16 protein-coding genes are annotated in these 16857 nt (G+C 61.4%); 4 read left to right on the top strand and 12 right to left on the bottom strand.

Annotation, left to right across the window (positions count from 1 at the left end):
- Positions 1-23 precede the first annotated feature (23 nt).
- From AC13CE_RS09160 to AC13CE_RS09145, 4 genes are all read right to left on the bottom strand, one after another.
- On the bottom strand, positions 24-1418 hold the full coding sequence (locus AC13CE_RS09160; protein ID WP_482972184.1) for a cryptochrome/photolyase family protein: 1395 nt from the start codon (positions 1416-1418) through the stop codon (positions 24-26).
- 117 nt (positions 1419-1535) lie between these two features.
- Positions 1536-2477 (bottom strand): metal-dependent hydrolase, encoded by a 942-nt coding sequence (locus AC13CE_RS09155; RefSeq protein WP_482972183.1) that lies wholly within the window; start codon positions 2475-2477, stop codon positions 1536-1538.
- Positions 2478-2640: 163 nt separating this feature from the next.
- Complete coding sequence (locus tag AC13CE_RS09150; protein ID WP_482972182.1) at positions 2641-3675, bottom strand: 2-oxoacid:ferredoxin oxidoreductase subunit beta; 1035 nt, start codon at positions 3673-3675, stop codon at positions 2641-2643.
- A 151-nt stretch (positions 3676-3826) separates the two neighbouring features.
- Positions 3827-5764, bottom strand: coding sequence for a 2-oxoacid:acceptor oxidoreductase subunit alpha (locus AC13CE_RS09145; RefSeq protein ID WP_221541207.1), 1938 nt, complete (start codon positions 5762-5764; stop codon positions 3827-3829).
- A 170-nt stretch (positions 5765-5934) separates the two neighbouring features.
- On the opposite strand from AC13CE_RS09145, the gene AC13CE_RS09140 reads away from it, so the two are divergent.
- The gene (locus AC13CE_RS09140) at positions 5935-6885 is read left to right on the top strand and encodes an alpha/beta hydrolase (RefSeq protein WP_221541186.1); all 951 of its coding nucleotides are present in this window, start codon (positions 5935-5937) and stop codon (positions 6883-6885) included.
- Between the two features lie 32 nt (positions 6886-6917).
- Positions 6918-7355 carry an RNA pyrophosphohydrolase gene (locus tag AC13CE_RS09135; protein ID WP_247710529.1) on the top strand — a complete coding sequence of 146 codons (438 nt, stop codon included), beginning with the start codon at positions 6918-6920 and terminating at the stop codon, positions 7353-7355.
- Positions 7356-7358: 3 nt separating this feature from the next.
- On the opposite strand, the gene AC13CE_RS09130 is transcribed toward AC13CE_RS09135, so the two are convergent.
- From AC13CE_RS09130 to AC13CE_RS09115, 4 genes are all read right to left on the bottom strand, one after another.
- Positions 7359-7859, bottom strand: coding sequence for a tetratricopeptide repeat protein (locus tag AC13CE_RS09130; protein WP_221541184.1), 501 nt, complete (start codon positions 7857-7859; stop codon positions 7359-7361).
- Positions 7860-7917: 58 nt separating this feature from the next.
- Positions 7918-9099 carry an RsmB/NOP family class I SAM-dependent RNA methyltransferase gene (locus AC13CE_RS09125; RefSeq protein WP_221541183.1) on the bottom strand — a complete coding sequence of 394 codons (1182 nt, stop codon included), beginning with the start codon at positions 9097-9099 and terminating at the stop codon, positions 7918-7920.
- 3 nt (positions 9100-9102) lie between these two features.
- Positions 9103-10566 (bottom strand): IMP dehydrogenase, encoded by a 1464-nt coding sequence (gene guaB, locus AC13CE_RS09120; protein WP_221541182.1) that lies wholly within the window; start codon positions 10564-10566, stop codon positions 9103-9105.
- 115 nt (positions 10567-10681) lie between these two features.
- Positions 10682-11437: a 3-hydroxybutyrate dehydrogenase gene (locus AC13CE_RS09115; protein ID WP_221541181.1), complete on the bottom strand. Its 756-nt coding sequence runs from the start codon at positions 11435-11437 to the stop codon at positions 10682-10684.
- Between the two features lie 88 nt (positions 11438-11525).
- Here AC13CE_RS09115 and ypfJ point away from each other — a divergent pair, with 88 nt between their 5' ends.
- Positions 11526-12377: a KPN_02809 family neutral zinc metallopeptidase gene (ypfJ, locus tag AC13CE_RS09110; protein ID WP_221541180.1), complete on the top strand. Its 852-nt coding sequence runs from the start codon at positions 11526-11528 to the stop codon at positions 12375-12377.
- Positions 12378-12471: 94 nt separating this feature from the next.
- On the opposite strand, the gene AC13CE_RS09105 is transcribed toward ypfJ, so the two are convergent.
- Positions 12472-14115: a M56 family metallopeptidase gene (locus tag AC13CE_RS09105; protein ID WP_482972181.1), complete on the bottom strand. Its 1644-nt coding sequence runs from the start codon at positions 14113-14115 to the stop codon at positions 12472-12474.
- On the bottom strand, positions 14112-14501 hold the full coding sequence (locus tag AC13CE_RS09100; RefSeq protein WP_221541178.1) for a BlaI/MecI/CopY family transcriptional regulator: 390 nt from the start codon (positions 14499-14501) through the stop codon (positions 14112-14114). The genes AC13CE_RS09105 and AC13CE_RS09100 overlap by 4 nt, the downstream gene beginning before the upstream one ends.
- 285 nt (positions 14502-14786) lie before the next feature.
- On the opposite strand from AC13CE_RS09100, the gene AC13CE_RS09095 reads away from it, so the two are divergent.
- A complete protein-coding gene (locus tag AC13CE_RS09095; protein WP_221541177.1) occupies positions 14787-15422 on the top strand; it encodes a peptidylprolyl isomerase in 636 nt (211 codons plus the stop codon).
- On the opposite strand, the gene AC13CE_RS09090 is transcribed toward AC13CE_RS09095, so the two are convergent.
- The gene (locus AC13CE_RS09090) at positions 15419-16312 is read right to left on the bottom strand and encodes a glycoside hydrolase (RefSeq protein WP_247710525.1); all 894 of its coding nucleotides are present in this window, start codon (positions 16310-16312) and stop codon (positions 15419-15421) included. The genes AC13CE_RS09095 and AC13CE_RS09090 overlap by 4 nt on opposite strands.
- Entirely contained in the window at positions 16309-16761 is a 453-nt protein-coding gene (locus AC13CE_RS09085; RefSeq protein ID WP_221541176.1) for a hypothetical protein, read from the bottom strand. The genes AC13CE_RS09090 and AC13CE_RS09085 overlap by 4 nt, the downstream gene beginning before the upstream one ends.
- Between the last annotated feature and the right edge of the window lie 96 nt (positions 16762-16857).

Genomic DNA, 16857 nt, shown 5'->3' with positions numbered 1-16857 from the left:
CTGTGCGCGAGGCGACAAGTCCGCTACGGCTTGCTTGCCCTATATGCTTCGAGCGCCCGTTCGCGCGCTTCCCTGTGCCCGATCATCTTGGCCGGATAGTCACCGCGCTGCGCATCGGGCGGATCGTGAATGCAGTCGTCGTCCATGTCGGCCAGTTCGAGAACGTAGGTGCGGATATAGTCCGCTGCGCCGAACTTTTCGCTCTGGCTGAGCGGAGCCATGATCCGGCTGAACATATTGCTGTCGACGCCGGTGCCGGAAATCCATTGCCAGTTGACGCCGTTATTGCCGTAATCGGCATCGACGAGGCAGTCCCAATACCACTGCTCGCCAAAGCGCCAGTCGATCAGGAGGTGCTTAACGAGAAAGCTGGCGCAGATCATCCGGACACGGTTGTGCATCCATCCCGTCTGCCAGAGCTGCCGCATCCCCGCATCGACGATCGGATAGCCGGTCGTTCCGCGTTGCCAACATGTCAGATCTTGCTCGATCAGATGTCCGGCATTGGGGTTACGCCACAAGGTACGCTCATCGTAGTCGCGGTAACTTTCACGCGGATAGTCCGGGAACTGGTCGATCACATTCTGCGCATAGTCGCGCCAGATAATTTCCTTGGCGAAAGTCTGCCAGCCTTGCGAGCGCTTGTCCTTAAGCTTGTGCCATACCTGCGCGGGGCTGATCTCGCCCCAGTGAAGATGGGGTGACAGGCGCGAAGTGATGTCCTGTGACGGGAGATTGCGCCCCTCGTCGTAGTCCGCAACTTCGTCTGCCCACCATTCCAGACGCTGATGCGCAGCGGCCTCACCAAACTGCCAGAAGTCACGGATACCGCCTGCCCAATCCGGCTTGGTCGGGAGCAGGTTCCAGTCCGAAAGCTCATCGCTTTCGGGCCAGCTATCGGGCGAAGAGATCGTCTCCGGTTCGCCCAGGACTTCGCGGGGCGGCATCGCCTCCAGCATCGCCTTCGAAAAAGGGGTGTATATCTTGTAGGGATCTCCTGATCCCGTGGTCACCGAGCCGGGGGGCAGCAAGTAATTGCCGTCGTATAGGCACAGCTTGCGCGCATCGCCCAACGCATCCTTCAATTCGTCTTCGGCTTCCTTCCACCAGGGTTCGTAGTGGCGGATAGCATGGATGCGATCAGCCCCAACCTCGTGCGCAATGGCTGCAAGCACCTGCGGCGCATCGCCTTTGCGCAATACGATCCGCGAACGGCAGCTGCCGAGCGAACTGCCGAGGCTGTCCAGCGAGTGGTGCAGCCATACCCGGGAAGCACCGCCATAGGCATGGTCACCCGCACGCTCGTCATCGAGCACATAGACCGGGATGACGGGACCTGCTTTTGCGGCAGCATGTAGGGCGGGCTGGTCGGCCATGCGCAGATCGCGCCTCAGCCAGACGATCTGGGGAGAACTCAAACCAACCTCCGTTCGGGCTGAGCCTGTCGAAGCCCCGTCCTTCACTTCCCGCGCAGCACTCGAAGAAGAGCGGTCCTTCGACAGGCTCAGGACGAACGGGTTGTAGTCAAAACAGCATCACTCGACCGGAAGTTCCTCGCACTCCACATCGGGCAGCGCCACGGTGAAGCGGTCGCGGGCGCGAGGGTCGTAAAAGCGCGCATCGCGGAGGAGGACCGAACCATCGGGAGCGCGCTCGGCGAAGGGAGCGCGGGACCAGAACAGGAAGGCATCGAGCTGCGAGTCGTTGACACGCAATTGCGTTACGTCTGGCCACTCGCATCGTTGATCGACGATAGGCGACATCTGATGAGTATCCGGATCCTTGACCCACCAGTCATTTTCCACCCCGACGACAACTTCCCGTTCCCAAGAGGTGAGCGGCATCGGATTCGCGATCGCTATCTGTTCGGGAAGGTAGGGGGCATCATAGCGCGCTGTTCCTGCGATCGCGCTTACTGCGCCATTCACCCCAATATACGCCAGCGATACCGCAATCGCCACGCGTGCTGGCCGCATCCACTCCCCGCCCCGCCTCTCCCGCCGCAGCGAGAACCAAGTTGCGAAGCCCATCAGCGCCCAGAGCCATACGTCGATGATAAACAGCGTGTCGCCGTAGAACCACTGGCTCGAAAACGGCTCGAGCAGGCGGATGCCATAGACGTTGAGCCAGTCCAGCGCCGGATGAGTCAGGCAGCCGATGAAGCTCAGCAAGAACAACCATTTGAAGCTGACCGGTAACCGGCCTGCCGGTCTTTTCCCGCGACGCGCCTGCCAGCGGTCGAATCCATATAGCAGTCCCGCGAGTATCAGGGGCAAGAGCACCATTGCAGGCGGTCCGTGGGTGATGCCGCGACGAAAACCGAGATGCTCGACGCCCTCTAGCCAGAAAAAGCACGCCGCATCTACATCGGGCAGGTTCGCCCCGATGATCAGCGCGGGCATGGCGAGCCCGGTTTTCTTCTTCAGTCCCGCCTGCCCGATCAGCGCGCCGACGAGGCTGTGGGTCAGATTGTCCATGTGGCCTGCCCTACAATCCGCAGAGACATGGACCGGGTGTTACACTGTCCAGGGCCAAAAAAACCGGGAGGCGCAAAGCGGCGCAGAACTGCGGTCGGCGAAGGGAAAATCGGTCTCATCTGCCGGGGAATAGGCTGCGGCCCTTGCGTAGGAAAGCGTGGAACTAGACCGGATCCTGCGCGGTACCGCTGACGGTCCATGTCTGCCCCTTGCCGAGCAGCTTGGCGAGATTGGCTTCCTTGCCTTCGCTGGCCATCTTGCGCTCCTGGATTACCGCATCCTCGAAGGTCGGGCGGGGATCGTCATAGAGCACGCCGAGCGCCATGGGGAATGCACCGAAGGGCATCTCGATCAGCATGTGGGCGACCGAACGGTTGGTGACGTCGTGCACGATGACGCCCGCGCTTTCCCAATCGCCATCGATCACATCGACCACCTCCAGGCTCAGGCTATCGCGATTGAGCGCGATTCCCTTGCTATCCCCGGCGAACAGCATGGGCTTGCCGTTCTCGAGCCAGAGCTGGCGATCCTCCGCACCCTTCGGCGCAGCGAAATCGTCGAACACGTCCTTGTTATAGACGATGCAGTTCTGGAAGATTTCGATGAAGGCCGCACCCTTGTGGGCATGGGCGGCCTTGAGAACGTCGGGCAAATGCTTCGACACGTCGAAGCCGCGCCCGATGAAGCGCGCACCGCTGCCCAGCGCAAAAGCGGCGGGCCGTGCAGGATGGTCGTAGCTGCCGATGGGCGTCGACGGGGACTTGGTGCCCTCACGACTGGTCGGCGACGCTTGTCCCTTCGTGAGACCATAGATCTCGTTGTTGAACAGCATGATCTGCATGTTCACGTTGCGGCGCAGCACATGCATCAGATGGTTGCCGCCGATGGAGAGGCCATCGCCGTCCCCGGTCACCAACCAGATGTCCAGTTCCGGATTGGCGAGCTTCACACCGGTCGCAAAGGCAGGTGCACGGCCGTGGATCGTGTGGAAGCCGTAACTCTCGATGTAGTACGGGAACCGGCTCGAACAGCCGATGCCAGAAATGAACACGGTCTTCGCCGGGTCTGAACCAAGCTGAGGCAGCGTGCGCTGCACGGCCTTAAGGATCGCGTAGTCGCCGCATCCCGGGCACCAGCGAACCTCCTGGTCGGTTTCCCAGTCCTTGAGCGTGGTTTCGATCTTGGTCATTTCATTCATGGTGCGATCTCCTCAACCCGTTCGGGCTGAGCTTGTCGGAAGCGTAGCTGGCGCGAACCGCCAACCCCCGCACTTTCTCTCGAGTGCAGCGCCAAAAGTGAAATACGGCCCTTCGACAAGCTCAGGGCGAACGGATGAGGAGTAAGCGTTATCACTTTGCACCCCCATCGGTACTCGGAAGCTGCTGGTCGTTAGCAGGAACCTGCCCACCCTCGTTGCCAGCGATACCGTCAAAGAACTTGCCGATTTCCTCTTCCAACTCCGCGATCTGGAAAGGCTGGCCGCTGGTCTTGGTGAGCGGCTGAGCGTCGACGAGGAACTGGTCGCGCAGCACTGTCTTGAACTGTCCGGTGTTCATCTCCGGCACCAGCACATAGTCGTAACCGCGCAGCAGTTCGCCCATGTTCTTCGGCATCGGCCAGATATGGCGCACGTGAATCTGGCTGACATCCATGCCCTTGCGGCGGCAATTGTCGACCGCGCGGTGGATCGGACCATAGGTCGAACCCCAGCCAACCACGGCGAGCTTGCCCGAAGTCTCGCCAAGGCAGACTTCCTGATCGGGCACGACAATGCCCTCCACCTTGTTCTTGCGCGCATTGGTCATGCGCTGGTGGTTGTCGGGCGAATAATCGATATTGCCGGTGAGCTCGTGCTTCTCGATCCCGCCGATGCGGTGCATCATTCCCGGCGTTCCGGGTTTTACCCAAGGCCGCGCGCCTTTTTCGTCCCGCTTGTATGGCAGGAAGTTCTCGCCATCGTTGGGCACTTCGAGAAACTTGGCAGGAAACGGCTCGAAATCGTCCGGATCGGGCACCTTCCACGGTTCGGCCGCATTGGCGATATAGCCATCGGTCAGCAGCATCACCGGAGTCATGTATTGCGTGGCGATACGGCAAGCCTCGATGGCGACCTCGAAAGCGTCCGAGGGGCTACGTGCAGCGATCACCGGCATGGGCGCATCGCCGTTGCGGCCATAAACCGCCTGGTAAAGGTCGCTCTGCTCGGTCTTGGTCGGCAGGCCGGTGGACGGGCCGCCGCGCTGCGAATTGACGATCACCAGCGGCAGCTCGGTCATGATGGCAAGCCCCATGGCCTCTGTCTTGAGCGCGATACCTGGGCCGGACGAGCTGGTAATACCCAGCTGCCCAGCGTAGCTAGCACCGATGGCGGCGCAGATCGCGGCGATCTCGTCTTCCGCCTGGAAAGTGGTGACGCCGAATTCCTTGAGCCGCGCGAGGTGGTGGAGGATCGCGCTGGCAGGCGTGATCGGATAGCCGCCGAAGAACATCGGCAGCTCCGCCAGTTGCGCCCCGGCGACGAGACCGAGGCTGACAGCCTCCGCTCCCGTGACCGTGCGGTAAAGACCCGGTTCGCTTGGCACCGGATCGACATGGACCTGCTTCAGCGGCCCGGCGAGTTCCGCCGTTTCGCCATAGGCATGGCCCGCATCGAGCGCCGCGATATTTGCATCGGCAATATCGGGCTTCGACCTGAACTTGGCCTTCAGCCAGTCGTGGATCGGTTCGCGCGGACGATCGAACATCCACAGCGCAAGGCCCAGCGTCCACATGTTCTTGGACCGGAGCGCGTCTTTGTTGCCGAGGCCGTAGGGCTTGACCGCCTCGATCGTCTTCTCGCTGATATCGAAGGCGAGCACATCGAACTTGGCGAGGCTGCCATCCTCCAGCGGGTTGGCATCGTAATGCGCCTTGTCGAGGTTGCGCTTGGTGAAGGCGCCCGTGTCCGCGATGATGAGGCCGCCCGGCTTCAACGCGGCAAGGTTCACCTTGAGCGCAGCCGGGTTCATCGCCACCAGCACATCGGGCGCATCGCCGGCCGTGTTGATCTCGCGGCTGCCAAAATTGATCTGGAAGGCCGAAACGCCGAACAAAGTCCCCTGCGGCGCACGAATTTCCGCAGGGAAATCCGGGAAGGTCGCCAGATCGTTGCCCGCGAGTGCGGTGGAGAGCGTGAACTGCCCCCCGGTGAGCTGCATACCGTCGCCCGAGTCGCCGGCAAACCGCACGACGATGGCTTCTGGGCTGGCGGGAATGCCGTCCTGCGGCGTGGTGGAGGCTGTTGCCATCCGGTCAAATTCCTTGTCGCGCGCCGCGCAATGGCGCTGTTTCATCGGAATGGCGACCTAGGAGTCGCTCCATCCTCTCGCAATGAAGTTTCTCTGCTAGCCGGAAAAAGCGCAGTGGAAAAGCGATGCGAACACGCTAAGTCCCTTTTTGCAACGCAAGGGAGAGAACGATGACCGATACCGAATATTTCGTGCGCGACGATGTGCGCAATTTTCTCGACATGCTCGAACAGATGGGCGGCAAAGGTGTAGAGGAAGTCGGTGCGGTCGAAGGTCGCATGCAAATGAGAACGCTGGGGACGCTTGCGGAGGCGCCTCCACGCGATCTGCCGGTCAAGAAGGATCTGACCTGCCCCGGTCCCGCAGGCGAGATTCCGCTGCGGCTCTATGACACGAAGGAAAACCGCGAGGCCGGCCCGTGCGTCGTCTTCATCCACGGCGGCGGTTTCGTGATCGGCGATATCGAAGTTTACAATTCGCTGTGCACCGAGATTGCGCATCGGCTCGACCTTCCGGTGGTCTCGGTCGAATACCGACTTGCACCCGAACACCCCTTCCCCGCCGCGCCCGACGATTGCGAGGCCGCGGCGCGCTGGATTGCATCCTCGCCCGAAGCGCTGGGACGCGAAATTACAGGGCTTGTCATCACCGGAGATAGCGCTGGCGGCAATCTCACCATCGTGACGACCAATCAGCTCGTGAACAAGCCCGCCGACGTGCCGGTGATCGTGCAGGCGCCGATCTATCCGGTCGCCAGCGATGTGACGCAGCATTCCAGCTTCCGCAGCTTTGCCGAGGGTTTTCTTCTGACTGCGGCGAGCATGGCCTGGTTCACCGACCAGTATGCGGGCGATGCCAGCGATCCGCGCCACACGCCTATGGTTGGCGATTGCTCGAACACCCCGCCAACAGTGGTATGCACCGCCGGGCTCGATCCCTTGCGTGATTCCGGCCGCGAGTATGCTGCCCATCTCATCCAGCAGGGCACCGAGGTGGTCTATCTGGAATTTCCCGGGATCATTCACGGCTTTACGACGCTTAGGAAGGCGATGCCAAGCGGGCAAAAGGATCTCGACGCCTTTCTCGATGCGGTCGAACTCATGGTGGAGCGTTACAGGTGAATGAATTGGGATACCGGCCCTGTGTCGGTGTGATGCTGGTCAATGCCGAAGGGCGCGTCTTCGTCGGTCGGCGGATCGACAACAAGGAAGGCGACTGGTGGCAGATGCCCCAGGGCGGCGTCGATGAGGGCGAAGACCTGAAAGAAGCCGCCTTGCGCGAACTGGCCGAGGAAACGGGTGCGAAGGCAGAACACGTCACTCTCATCCAGCAGTCGAATGAGCCGATCCGTTACGATTTACCCGAAGAACTGATGGGCAAGCTATGGGGCGGCAAGTACCGCGGGCAGGAGCAAATCTGGTTCCTCGCGCGCTTTTCCGGCGCAGACGAGGATATCGATCTCGAGGCGCACGATCCGCCCGAGTTCTGCGACTGGAAATGGGTGAACCCGGAGCAGTTGCCGGACCTCATCGTTCCCTTCAAGAAACGCGTTTATCGCGCTGTTCTTGAAGAGTTTCGCGAGCTCGTCTGAACTTCAGTTCGCTTGTGGCTGCGGCTCGACACTCGCCTCGGCGGTCATCACCGGCTTGTGCGGGGCTGCTGCAATAGCTGCGGCCAGTTCGCGTGTTTCAGGGCAGCTATCGCCGCAAAGCGACTGAACCTTGGCGAGGTTGAGGCGAGCCCTTTCGATCGCGCCCTTCTCTGCCAGCGCCTCTCCCTCGCCAGCAATCGCGGAAAGGTTGTTGGGATCGCGTTCCAGTGCCTCGCGGTAATAGCGGATAGCCTTCCCCTGGAGTTCGTCGGCGCGCGCAGCTTCGGCCAGATGGAGGAAGATCGGCGTGTAACCCGGGTCCACAGCGAGCGCGGCCTCATAGGCATCGATTGCGGCCTGTGTATCTCCGGCGCGCATGGCCGCCTGCCCTTCGGCGATCAGCATGCCCGCGCGGGGGTCGGGATCGCGTTCCTGGCCCACACTAACGCTGGAAGTCATGACAAGCGCCAGCGACAAGGCGGCGGCGGCGGGGGCAAAACGCATTATGGTCTCCGTGAGGGAACGTGTCGCGGAAGGCTGGATGTTAGCCATAATCCCGAAGCTAACACGATCTGGCTGCACGAGCGATGAAAAATCCGTCCGTACCCTCATGATACGGAGTGAGACGAATGCCGTTCCCGCGTTTACGGCCGGCTGGCAGGGAAATGTCCTGCGCAGAGAATGCCTTATTCCTCCCAAGGAAGGATTCGAATTGCCCCGCTCCTTCCTCGTCCAGGAGCGAGCAGGTGACGTAAATCAGCCTTCCGCCGGGCTTCACGAGCCTTGCCGCGAGGTCAAACAAGTCTGACTGCAGAGCCGTCAACCTGGCCAGTTCGCCTTCGTCCAATCGCCAGCGGGCCTCTGGATTACGCCGCCATGTCCCCGTCCCCGAACAGGGGGCATCGACCATGACCGCATCGGCCTGCCCCTCAAGATCTGCCAATATCTCGAATTCCCGCTTCGGGTCGAGCAAGCGCGTCTCGATGCTCGTCGCACCAGCTCGCTCGGCGCGCGGGCCAAGGCGGGAGAGGCGGCTGCGGTCGGTATCCGAAGCTATCAGCCGCCCGAGATTGTCCATCGCCGCCGCCAATGCGAGGGTTTTGCCCCCTCCCCCGGCGCACAGATCGATTACCGTCTCGCCAGGCTGCGCGGCGACCGCGAGGCAGGCCAGCTGGGAGCCGGTATCCTGGACTTCCACTTTGCCTTCACGCCATTCGGCCCATTGCTCGACCTGTGTGCCCGGCTCCAGCCTCAATCCGTGCGGCGCAGCGGTATGAGCCGGTTCTACAGGCAGTGAAAGAGTGGCGCGTTGGGCCTTGAGCGTATTGACGCGGAGGTCCAGAGGCGCGCGGCTCAAGAGGGCGTCAGCTTCGGGACATGTGATGTCCGAACTGGCAAGCTTCTGCACGAGCCAATCGGGAGCGACGCCGCCTTCAGCAGGCTCCTCGCCTTCCGCGATCCGGGCGGGTCCATAGTTGGAACCATCGAACAATGGCGCGATATTCGCGTCTGCCTGAGCCAACCGCAGCATGGCACTCCGCCCGGTCCGAGGGATGGGACCGCACGCACGAATGGCTGCGTAAACCAGTTCGCGGATTGCGCGGCGATCCTTCGAACCCGCGAAGCGATTGTTGCGAAACCACTCGGCGAGGATGCGATCGGCAGGCGCGCCTTTCGCCAATGCCGAGGCGATTATCGCATCGAGCAGTTCGATCGATGTCTGGACGCGCGCGGCGGGCGTCATGGCTCAGCGTGTCGGATAGTTCGGTGCCTCGCGCGTGATCGCGACATCGTGGACGTGGCTTTCGGTGAGGCCGGCATTGGTGATGCGCACGAATTTCGCGTTCTTGCGCAATTCCTCGATCGTGGCACTGCCGGTATAGCCCATGGCCGCCTTGATCCCGCCCACGAGTTGATGAATCACCGCACTGGCCGGGCCCTTGAACGGCACCTGCCCCTCGATCCCTTCGGGCACCAGCTTCTGCTGCGAGACATCGGCCTGGAAATAGCGATCCGCAGAACCGCGGGCCATCGCGCCCACGCTGCCCATGCCGCGATAGGCCTTGTAGCTGCGGCCCTGGTAGATGAAGGTTTCCCCCGGTGCTTCCTCGGTCCCGGCGAGCATCGAGCCGACCATAATGGTCGAAGCACCTGCCGCCAGCGCCTTCGCGGCATCTCCGCTGGTGCGCAGGCCGCCGTCCCCGATCACCGGCACACCCGCCTTCTCGGCCTCCTCGACGCTGTCCATGATTGCGGTCAGCTGCGGCACACCAACGCCCGCGACCACGCGTGTGGTGCAGATGGAGCCCGGACCGATGCCGACCTTCACGGCGTCAGCGCCTGCACCGCACAGTGCCTTTGTCGCTTCGCCCGTCGCGACATTGCCAGCGATGACCTGCACGCTGTTGGAAAGCTTCTTCACCCGCTCGACCGCCTTGGCGACTTCCTTATTGTGGCCATGCGCAGTGTCGATCACGATCACATCGACTTCGGCATCGATCAGGGCCTCGGTACGCTCGAACCCCTTGTCGCCCACGGTCGTGGCGGCGGCAACGCGCAGCCGCCCGGTCGCATCCTTGGTCGCACTGGGATAGGCAACCGCCTTTTCGATGTCCTTGACCGTAATCAGGCCGACGCAGCGCCCGTCGTCATCGACAACGAGCAGCTTCTCGATCCGCCGCTGGTGGAGCATCCGGCGGGCCTCTTCCTGCCCGGTGCCTAGCGGCACAGTGGCGAGGTTATCGGTCGTCATCAGCTCGCTTACAGGCTGGCGCGGATTTTCCGCAAAACGAACGTCGCGGTTGGTGAGGATGCCGACCAGCTTGCCGCCGCGGTCCGTCACGGGAATGCCGCTGATGCGATTGGCGGTCATGATCTGCTGTGCATCGCCCAGTGTGGCATCGGGATGGACAGTGATCGGATTGACCACCATACCGCTTTCATAGCGCTTCACCGCCCGGACGGCAGCGGCTTGATCCTCGACTTCGAAATTGCGGTGCAATACGCCGATCCCGCCAAGCTGCGCCATGGCGATGGCCATATCCGCCTCGGTCACGGTATCCATTGCCGAAGAGACGACCGGGATGTGCAGCTGGATATCGCGCGTCAGCCGCGTGGACGTGTTCGCCATAGAAGGCAGGATATCGCTCTCGGCCGGACGCAGCAAAACGTCGTCGAAAGTAAGGCCGAGGGGGATGTCGAGATGTGCCACTATGAGAATCGCCTGCCGGGGGTTGAGTGGCGGCCCATGTAACGACGGATTGCGAATCTAGCTAGTGCCCCTCCTCAATATCATTTAGCCCGCCCAAAAACCGCAGGAGACATTCTCAATCCGCGGTCCACCCGCCGTCGACGCTCCAGTTTGCGCCGTTCACGTTCTGCGCTTCCTTGCGGCAGAGGAACACCGCCAGCGCTCCAAGTTCCTCCGGCTGGACGAATTTCTTGGTCGGCTGCTTCGCCAGCAGGACGTCGTTGATGACCTGTTCGCGGGTGAGCCCCCTCGCCTTCATCGTGTCGGGGATCTGGTTCTCGACCAAGGGAGTCCAGACATAGCCGGGACTGATGCAATTGGCGGTAATACCGTGTTCGGCCAGTTCCAGCGCGATGGTTTTGGTGAAGCCGTCGAGCCCGTGCTTGGCCGAATTATAGGCGCTCTTGAAAGGACTCGCGACCTTGGAATGCGCGCTGGCGGTGTTGATGATACGCCCCCAGCCCCTTGCCTTCATCCCCGGAACGGCAAGCCGCGTGGTGTGGAACGCGGCAGTAAGGTTGAGCGCGATGATCGTATCCCATTTCTCGACCGGGAAATCTTCGACCGGCGAAACGTGCTGCATGCCCGCGTTGTTCACGAGGATGTCCACTTCCCCAGCATCGGCCATCATCGCTTCGATCTGCGCTGTGTCGGTCAGGTCTGCACCCGAATGGCTGCCGCCGAGTTCCTCGCAGAGCCGGGTAATCTCCTCCTCGTCGCCGAAACCGTTGAGGATTACCTCGGCACCTTCCGCATTCAGGGCCCGCGCAATGGCGAGGCCGATGCCGCTGGTGGATCCGGTGACAAGTGCGCGCTTACCTTCAAGAAACATTTGGCCCTCCGAGCGTTTCGGCTACTATCCAAGTCGCCATTGCGCACAGGGAGCGCAGTGTAAAGCGGCCAATCCAAAGGGGAGTAGGATGCGTCTCAATCCGTTCAATACCGGCAATATCAACGTTCGCGGCAGCAGCGGAGGAGGCGTGGGCAAGGCCGGCGGCCTGGGGTGTGGCACAATCGTGATAGCTGCTCTGGGCTATTTCGTTTTCGGCCTCGATCCGTTCCAGACGGCAGCGACTGTCGAAAGTGTCCAGCAGGGTACGCAAGCGCAAGGCGAGATCAGTACGGACCAGAATGAGGTCTGTACGACAGGTCCCTATGCCCGTGAGGCATGCGACGGCCTGCTCTCGCTGGATCAGACGTGGGGCCGGGTCTTCGAGGAACAAGGATTCGGCGACCGCTTCCAAAGGCCGACGCTGCACCTGTATAGCGGCGCAGTGCGCACCGCCTGCGGATCGGGCAGTTCTTCCATGGGACCGTTCTACTGCCCGGGCGACCAGACGATCTATATCGACACCAGCTTCTACGACCAGTTGGCACGCATGTCGGGCAATAGCGGCGATTTCGCGCGCTATTATGTCCTTGCACATGAATATGGCCATCATATCCAGACCATTACCGGCGTCTCGGACCAGATCCGCAGCGTTCAGGGACAGGTCGGCCGTACGCAGGGCAACCAGCTACAGGTGCGTATGGAGCTTCAGGCCGATTGCTATGCCGGCGTCTGGGCGGGCAGGAACCGCAACCTCATCGAACCCGGCGATATCGAGGAAGGTATGCAGGCAGCGTCTGCGATCGGCGACGATCGCCTGACCCAGGGCCGCGTATCGGCAGAAAACTTCACGCACGGCACCAGCGCCCAGCGTAGCCAGGCTCTGCAGGCAGGACTTCGCGGAGACGACAGGGTTTGCGATGAATACACCAACCTGAGTTGAGAAAGGCGGGCTTCCCTTTGGGGAAGCCCGCCCTCGGTGGCGCAGCCTAGGAGTGCCGCGTCAGCTTGCCCGTTCCATCTCGGCAATCTCTTCATCAAGAGATCGTAGCGCCTCGGCGCGCTCTTCGGCCGAAAGTGATCGCTCGCTCGCGATGCGCGCGCGCTTGCTTGATGGCACGCAGCGCGATCTTGTCACCCGCCGTTTCGCATACGAACAGCGTTGTCCTTCCCTGCCCGTCCGTTTCCGAAGTGACGGGTGAGTATTCGTCTTTGCAGGCCACGACGACTTGGGGAGCCATGGCACTTGCATGTGTTGCACCGGCTTGTGCCTCGGCCACGGCGAGCCGGATATCGCGGCGCATTTCGCCATTTTCACCTAACTCGCGGCGAAGTTCGCGCATCTCTTCACGCAATTCGCCATTTTCGCCGAATTTCTCGCGAAGCCCGGCCATTTCCTCGCGAAGCTTGGTGCGGTCGGCCTCGCTCATCTCGCTCCAATCCTTGCCTTTGTAGCGGATCTTGCGCTTGACTTTCTTGCGATCCTTACTGGCTTCGATCTCACGCTCGATTTCGATGATCTCGCGCTCGGCTTTGTCGAGACCGCGTTCCGCATCGGCCAAATCCCGCTCGGCCTGATCGAACTGCCGCTCGACATCGACTTCCGGCTCAGCCTGCTGCTGGCGGACTTCCGAAGCGGTCCATTCCTCTACTTCTGCGGCCTGAGCTGCCGCCGCAAGGACGCGCGGCGCCCCCTCGGCATATACAATGGAAGCGGTGAGCGGCACGGCGAGGAAGGCACTGGTAATCGCGACGCGACCGGCAAGGCGACGGCGCGGTGAAATATCGGACATGGATAAACTCCTCAAACGGTGGATTATCGACTTGTCCCCCAGAACCGGGCAGGCCATCGGCGCGGCCAGAGCGGGGCGCGGCGCAATCGCAGGACGGCGAGCGAAATCTGCTATAACACCTGCATAGGCAGCGCGTTCTTCCCGTGGGCGAGCAGCCACGACACGGGCATCGCAATAGGCTTCCTGGTCGCGCCGCAGCGCATGCCATCCCACCCAGCCCAGCGGGTTGAACCAGTGGATCGCGAAAAGCGGTTGCACCGCCATGTTTACCAGAAGATCACCCCCGCGGTGATGGGCAAGCTCATGCTCGATCGCGAGATCCCGCCGACAACGCTCGCGGCCTGCCATGAAGCCATCGGGCAAGGCGACGACACGGTCGATTACCCCGAAGGCCATCGGACCGGAAATCGCAGGTGTTTCGATAAGCCGGATCGAGCCGACTTCGCCAACCGGCCGCGCATCCAGGAGCAGTTCGCGGCGAAGCTCGAAATAGAGCCAGAAGCGACGGACCAGCATGACTATCGCTCCGCCCAGCCAAAGCACAAGCAACGGGGTAAGAAAATCTACCGGCTGCTCGCTTGCCATCAGGACGACAGGTTCGGCCAAACCGGGCTCCGCAGCGGGAGCCGAGGTCGCATCCAACACCGGCTCAAATGCAGGGTCGGCTACCGAGGCCCCCTGCTCCTCGGGACGCATCCAGCTTGGCAGGATGAACGGGGGAACAACCAATCGGGCCAGCGGAAGAAACCAGAGCGCATAGGCAGTCCCGGCCCCGAAATGGTGGGCCACCGGTCGCCGCAAGACCATTACCAAGGCGATCAATGCGCCGGTCCACAACAGGGTGTCGAACAGGAACACGTCCCACGCTTGCCGCAACAGATCGATCATTTGCGCATCTCCCTCAAGAGCGCTTCGATTTCCTCGAGGTCATCTTCGGTCAGCGCTTCGCTCTCGGCAAGGTGGGCAAACAATGGCGCTGCCCTTCCGCCGAACAGCCGGTCGACAAGGCGGCGGCTTTCCCCGCCGATATATTCGTCGCGCTCGACAAGCGGGCGATACAAAAACTTGCGGCCATCCGGCTCTGTACCCACTGCCCCCTTGGCCACAAGGCGGCTAAGAAGGGTTTTCACGGTCGCGATCGACCAGTCGTTAGCTGTGCAAACTCGCTCACATACCTCGGCGGCGGCCAAGGGACTTTCCTCCCACAGCGCCTCCATCACCGAGTGTTCGGCTTCGCTGATCCGGTCGCCGGGTCCCTGCTTTCTCTGCGCCATTTTCGACTCGCTCCCTGGCTGGCTCTGCTAATTCGATTACGCCTGTAGATAAAACGACTACGTTTGTAAACATTAAGCCGGGATGAATAATTGTTCAGGAACAGCAGGATTCCTGAGCACTGCAAGGGAACTTCGATGAAAGCATTAGTAAGAGCCGATGGGCGACAACGATCGCAAAGATATATGAGAAAGCGCCTGAGAACTGGTATATCTCGGGCGAGGACGCCTGGAACCGGGCCCTGATTGCGAATATCATCTGATTTACGAAGGAGCTATTCTCCCGAAATGCTACTGCGAATCCTGCCTGCCCTCGCTCTCGTCTCCAGCCCGCTCTCCGCTCAGGAAGATGCGGCGAAGGACACGGCTGACACCACCTTGATCGTTCTCGAAACCACGGCAGGCGACATAACTGTCGCGCTCGAAACCGAACGCGCGCCGGCCACGGCTGCAAACTTCCTTCGCTATGTCGATGAAGACCGCTTCGACGGCACCGTTTTCTACCGCGCGATGCATCTCGACTGGGGCGCCCCCCCCAATGGCCTTATCCAGGGCGGCACGCAGAACGACCCGGAACGCATATTGGACGGCGTCGAGCACGAGCCGACCGATGAGACCGGCCTGAGCCACACAGATGGCGCTCTCTCGATGGCGCGGCTGGAGCCGGGGACAGCGACAGGCGACTTCTCGATCATGATCAAGGATCAGACGGGTCTCGATGCACAGCCCGATGCCGATAACCCGGACACTGCTGCAGGCTACGCGGTCTTCGGCTATGTGGTCGATGGAATGGATGTGGTGCACGCGATCCACGCCATGCCGCGTGACCCCGACAAGGGTGAAGGCTGGATGAAGGGGCAGATGCTGGCCGAACCGGTGACCATTGTCGATATCCGGCGGGTAGAACCGGACGTCGCCGACTAGCACACCTCCGCGGTGTTTTCGGGTATGGGGCCCGGAGGCACGCGCGCGTCACTCATGTGGAAGGGATCGGATTTAAGCCTGTGGTTGTCACCATAGGCCTTTCCGAGAGCGGTATAGAGCCTGGGATCATATTTTTCGAGATCCAGGTGGTTGAGTATCCGCCGCCCATCCACCACCACTAGCCGGTTGGAATTGAACCAGATTTGCGTGCCTTCGGCCCAATATTCCTGAATCGTCGTCGTGGCGTATTCATTGAGCCACAGATCATTCGCCAATGCATTGGCGTAGGCCGCTTCGACCTCGGCATAGAGCGCGGGATCGACCGCCTCGATCGCGAAGAGGATATTGTGTGCCATCTCGTGGACGAAGATCGTCTCGCCCCAATATCGCGTAGTGGGTAGGCCCAGCACATCCTCTTCGGACCCGACCGTCCGCTCTCCACCGATCCCCCTTGCCCGTGCATCCCAATAGGCGCGGTCGGTCAGCGCACCGATACGAACGTCGTAATGCTTGCGTTCGCACCGCGTCAGCCGCGGATCGCCGCGCGACGGCTTGGTCCAGTGCGCCTTGTCCGGCAGGTCGAGCAGCGCCTCCTCCTCAGCGATAATCGCAACGCGGTAGTCGTTGGCGGCAAGCCATTCGGCGAAAGCGGGCCGGTGGGCCAGCATGCCCGAGGCCATATCGCGCGCTGCAAGCAGCGCTTCGTCAGGCACGCGATCCGAGGAAAGGATCGGGATCCCGCGAGCAGACACATATTTCTGGTAATACGGTTCTGCAGCGAGAGTCGCGGGCGGGCGGACAGGAGTTATTGTGCATGCGGAAAGCACCATAGCCGCCGCCGCACCGAGTGATCGAACCGCGATGCCCCACAAATTGGCCTGTGCGGTCATCCAGTCGGTTTCCCCTTCCGCACTGTCCGAAACTCAATCTCCCGGCATAGTGCCTCGAAGTCTCCCTTTTCCGGGAAAATATGCGCTGTCAGTTGAATGTCTTTGTCCGTCTGCGTTTTCAGGCGAATGGCTGGAAATCCCTGAATACGATAGCGCTGAACCGAAACTATATTATCCCAGCGCAGCGTGACGTCGCTTGCCATGGGGCGTCCGGAAAGTCTTATGGTGGTGTCGTCCAACATCACATTCGGAGTGCCGCCGCGCAACAATCCGAGCAGAATGAAAACGCCCGGCGCAAGCATTCCGATTGCGCCGAGCAGGAAGAGCAACTGCCAGACCCACGGATCGACCGAAACATCCAGACCCATTCCGCGGTACCGCACGCTACCGGCTACATCGAACAGCGCGCTGTAGCTGAATACGCCAGCGAATGCGAAAAACAGCGCCATAACGACTAGGCTTGTCCATAGCGGGACGTGGGCATTAAATCGCAACGATCCGTCCGGATATCGTTCGACCGACACTTACCCCTCCTTGCCGCAAAG

The organism is Qipengyuania sp. B-5 (assembly GCF_056857815.1).
Note: the sequence above shows the minus strand (reverse complement) of the source record. Positions and strands in the feature narration are given on the sequence as shown.

Excerpts from the sequence above, each read along its gene's own strand:
- AC13CE_RS09155 (WP_482972183.1), bottom strand. The coding sequence starts at position 2,477 with ATGGACAATCTGACCCACAGCCTCGTCGGCGCGCTGATCGGGCAGGCG.
- AC13CE_RS09150 (WP_482972182.1), bottom strand. The coding sequence starts at position 3,675 with ATGAATGAAATGACCAAGATCGAAACCACGCTCAAGGACTGGGAAACC.
- AC13CE_RS09145 (WP_221541207.1), bottom strand. The coding sequence starts at position 5,764 with ATGGCAACAGCCTCCACCACGCCGCAGGACGGCATTCCCGCCAGCCCA.
- AC13CE_RS09140 (WP_221541186.1), top strand. The coding sequence starts at position 5,935 with ATGACCGATACCGAATATTTCGTGCGCGACGATGTGCGCAATTTTCTC.
- AC13CE_RS09135 (WP_247710529.1), top strand. The coding sequence starts at position 6,918 with ATGCTGGTCAATGCCGAAGGGCGCGTCTTCGTCGGTCGGCGGATCGAC.
- AC13CE_RS09130 (WP_221541184.1), bottom strand. The coding sequence starts at position 7,859 with ATGCGTTTTGCCCCCGCCGCCGCCGCCTTGTCGCTGGCGCTTGTCATG.
- AC13CE_RS09125 (WP_221541183.1), bottom strand. The coding sequence starts at position 9,099 with ATGACGCCCGCCGCGCGCGTCCAGACATCGATCGAACTGCTCGATGCG.
- AC13CE_RS09115 (WP_221541181.1), bottom strand. The coding sequence starts at position 11,437 with ATGTTTCTTGAAGGTAAGCGCGCACTTGTCACCGGATCCACCAGCGGC.
- ypfJ (WP_221541180.1), top strand. The coding sequence starts at position 11,526 with ATGCGTCTCAATCCGTTCAATACCGGCAATATCAACGTTCGCGGCAGC.
- AC13CE_RS09105 (WP_482972181.1), bottom strand. The coding sequence starts at position 14,115 with ATGATCGATCTGTTGCGGCAAGCGTGGGACGTGTTCCTGTTCGACACC.
- AC13CE_RS09100 (WP_221541178.1), bottom strand. The coding sequence starts at position 14,501 with ATGGCGCAGAGAAAGCAGGGACCCGGCGACCGGATCAGCGAAGCCGAA.
- AC13CE_RS09095 (WP_221541177.1), top strand. The coding sequence starts at position 14,787 with ATGCTACTGCGAATCCTGCCTGCCCTCGCTCTCGTCTCCAGCCCGCTC.
- AC13CE_RS09090 (WP_247710525.1), bottom strand. The coding sequence starts at position 16,312 with ATGACCGCACAGGCCAATTTGTGGGGCATCGCGGTTCGATCACTCGGT.
- AC13CE_RS09085 (WP_221541176.1), bottom strand. The coding sequence starts at position 16,761 with ATGGCGCTGTTTTTCGCATTCGCTGGCGTATTCAGCTACAGCGCGCTG.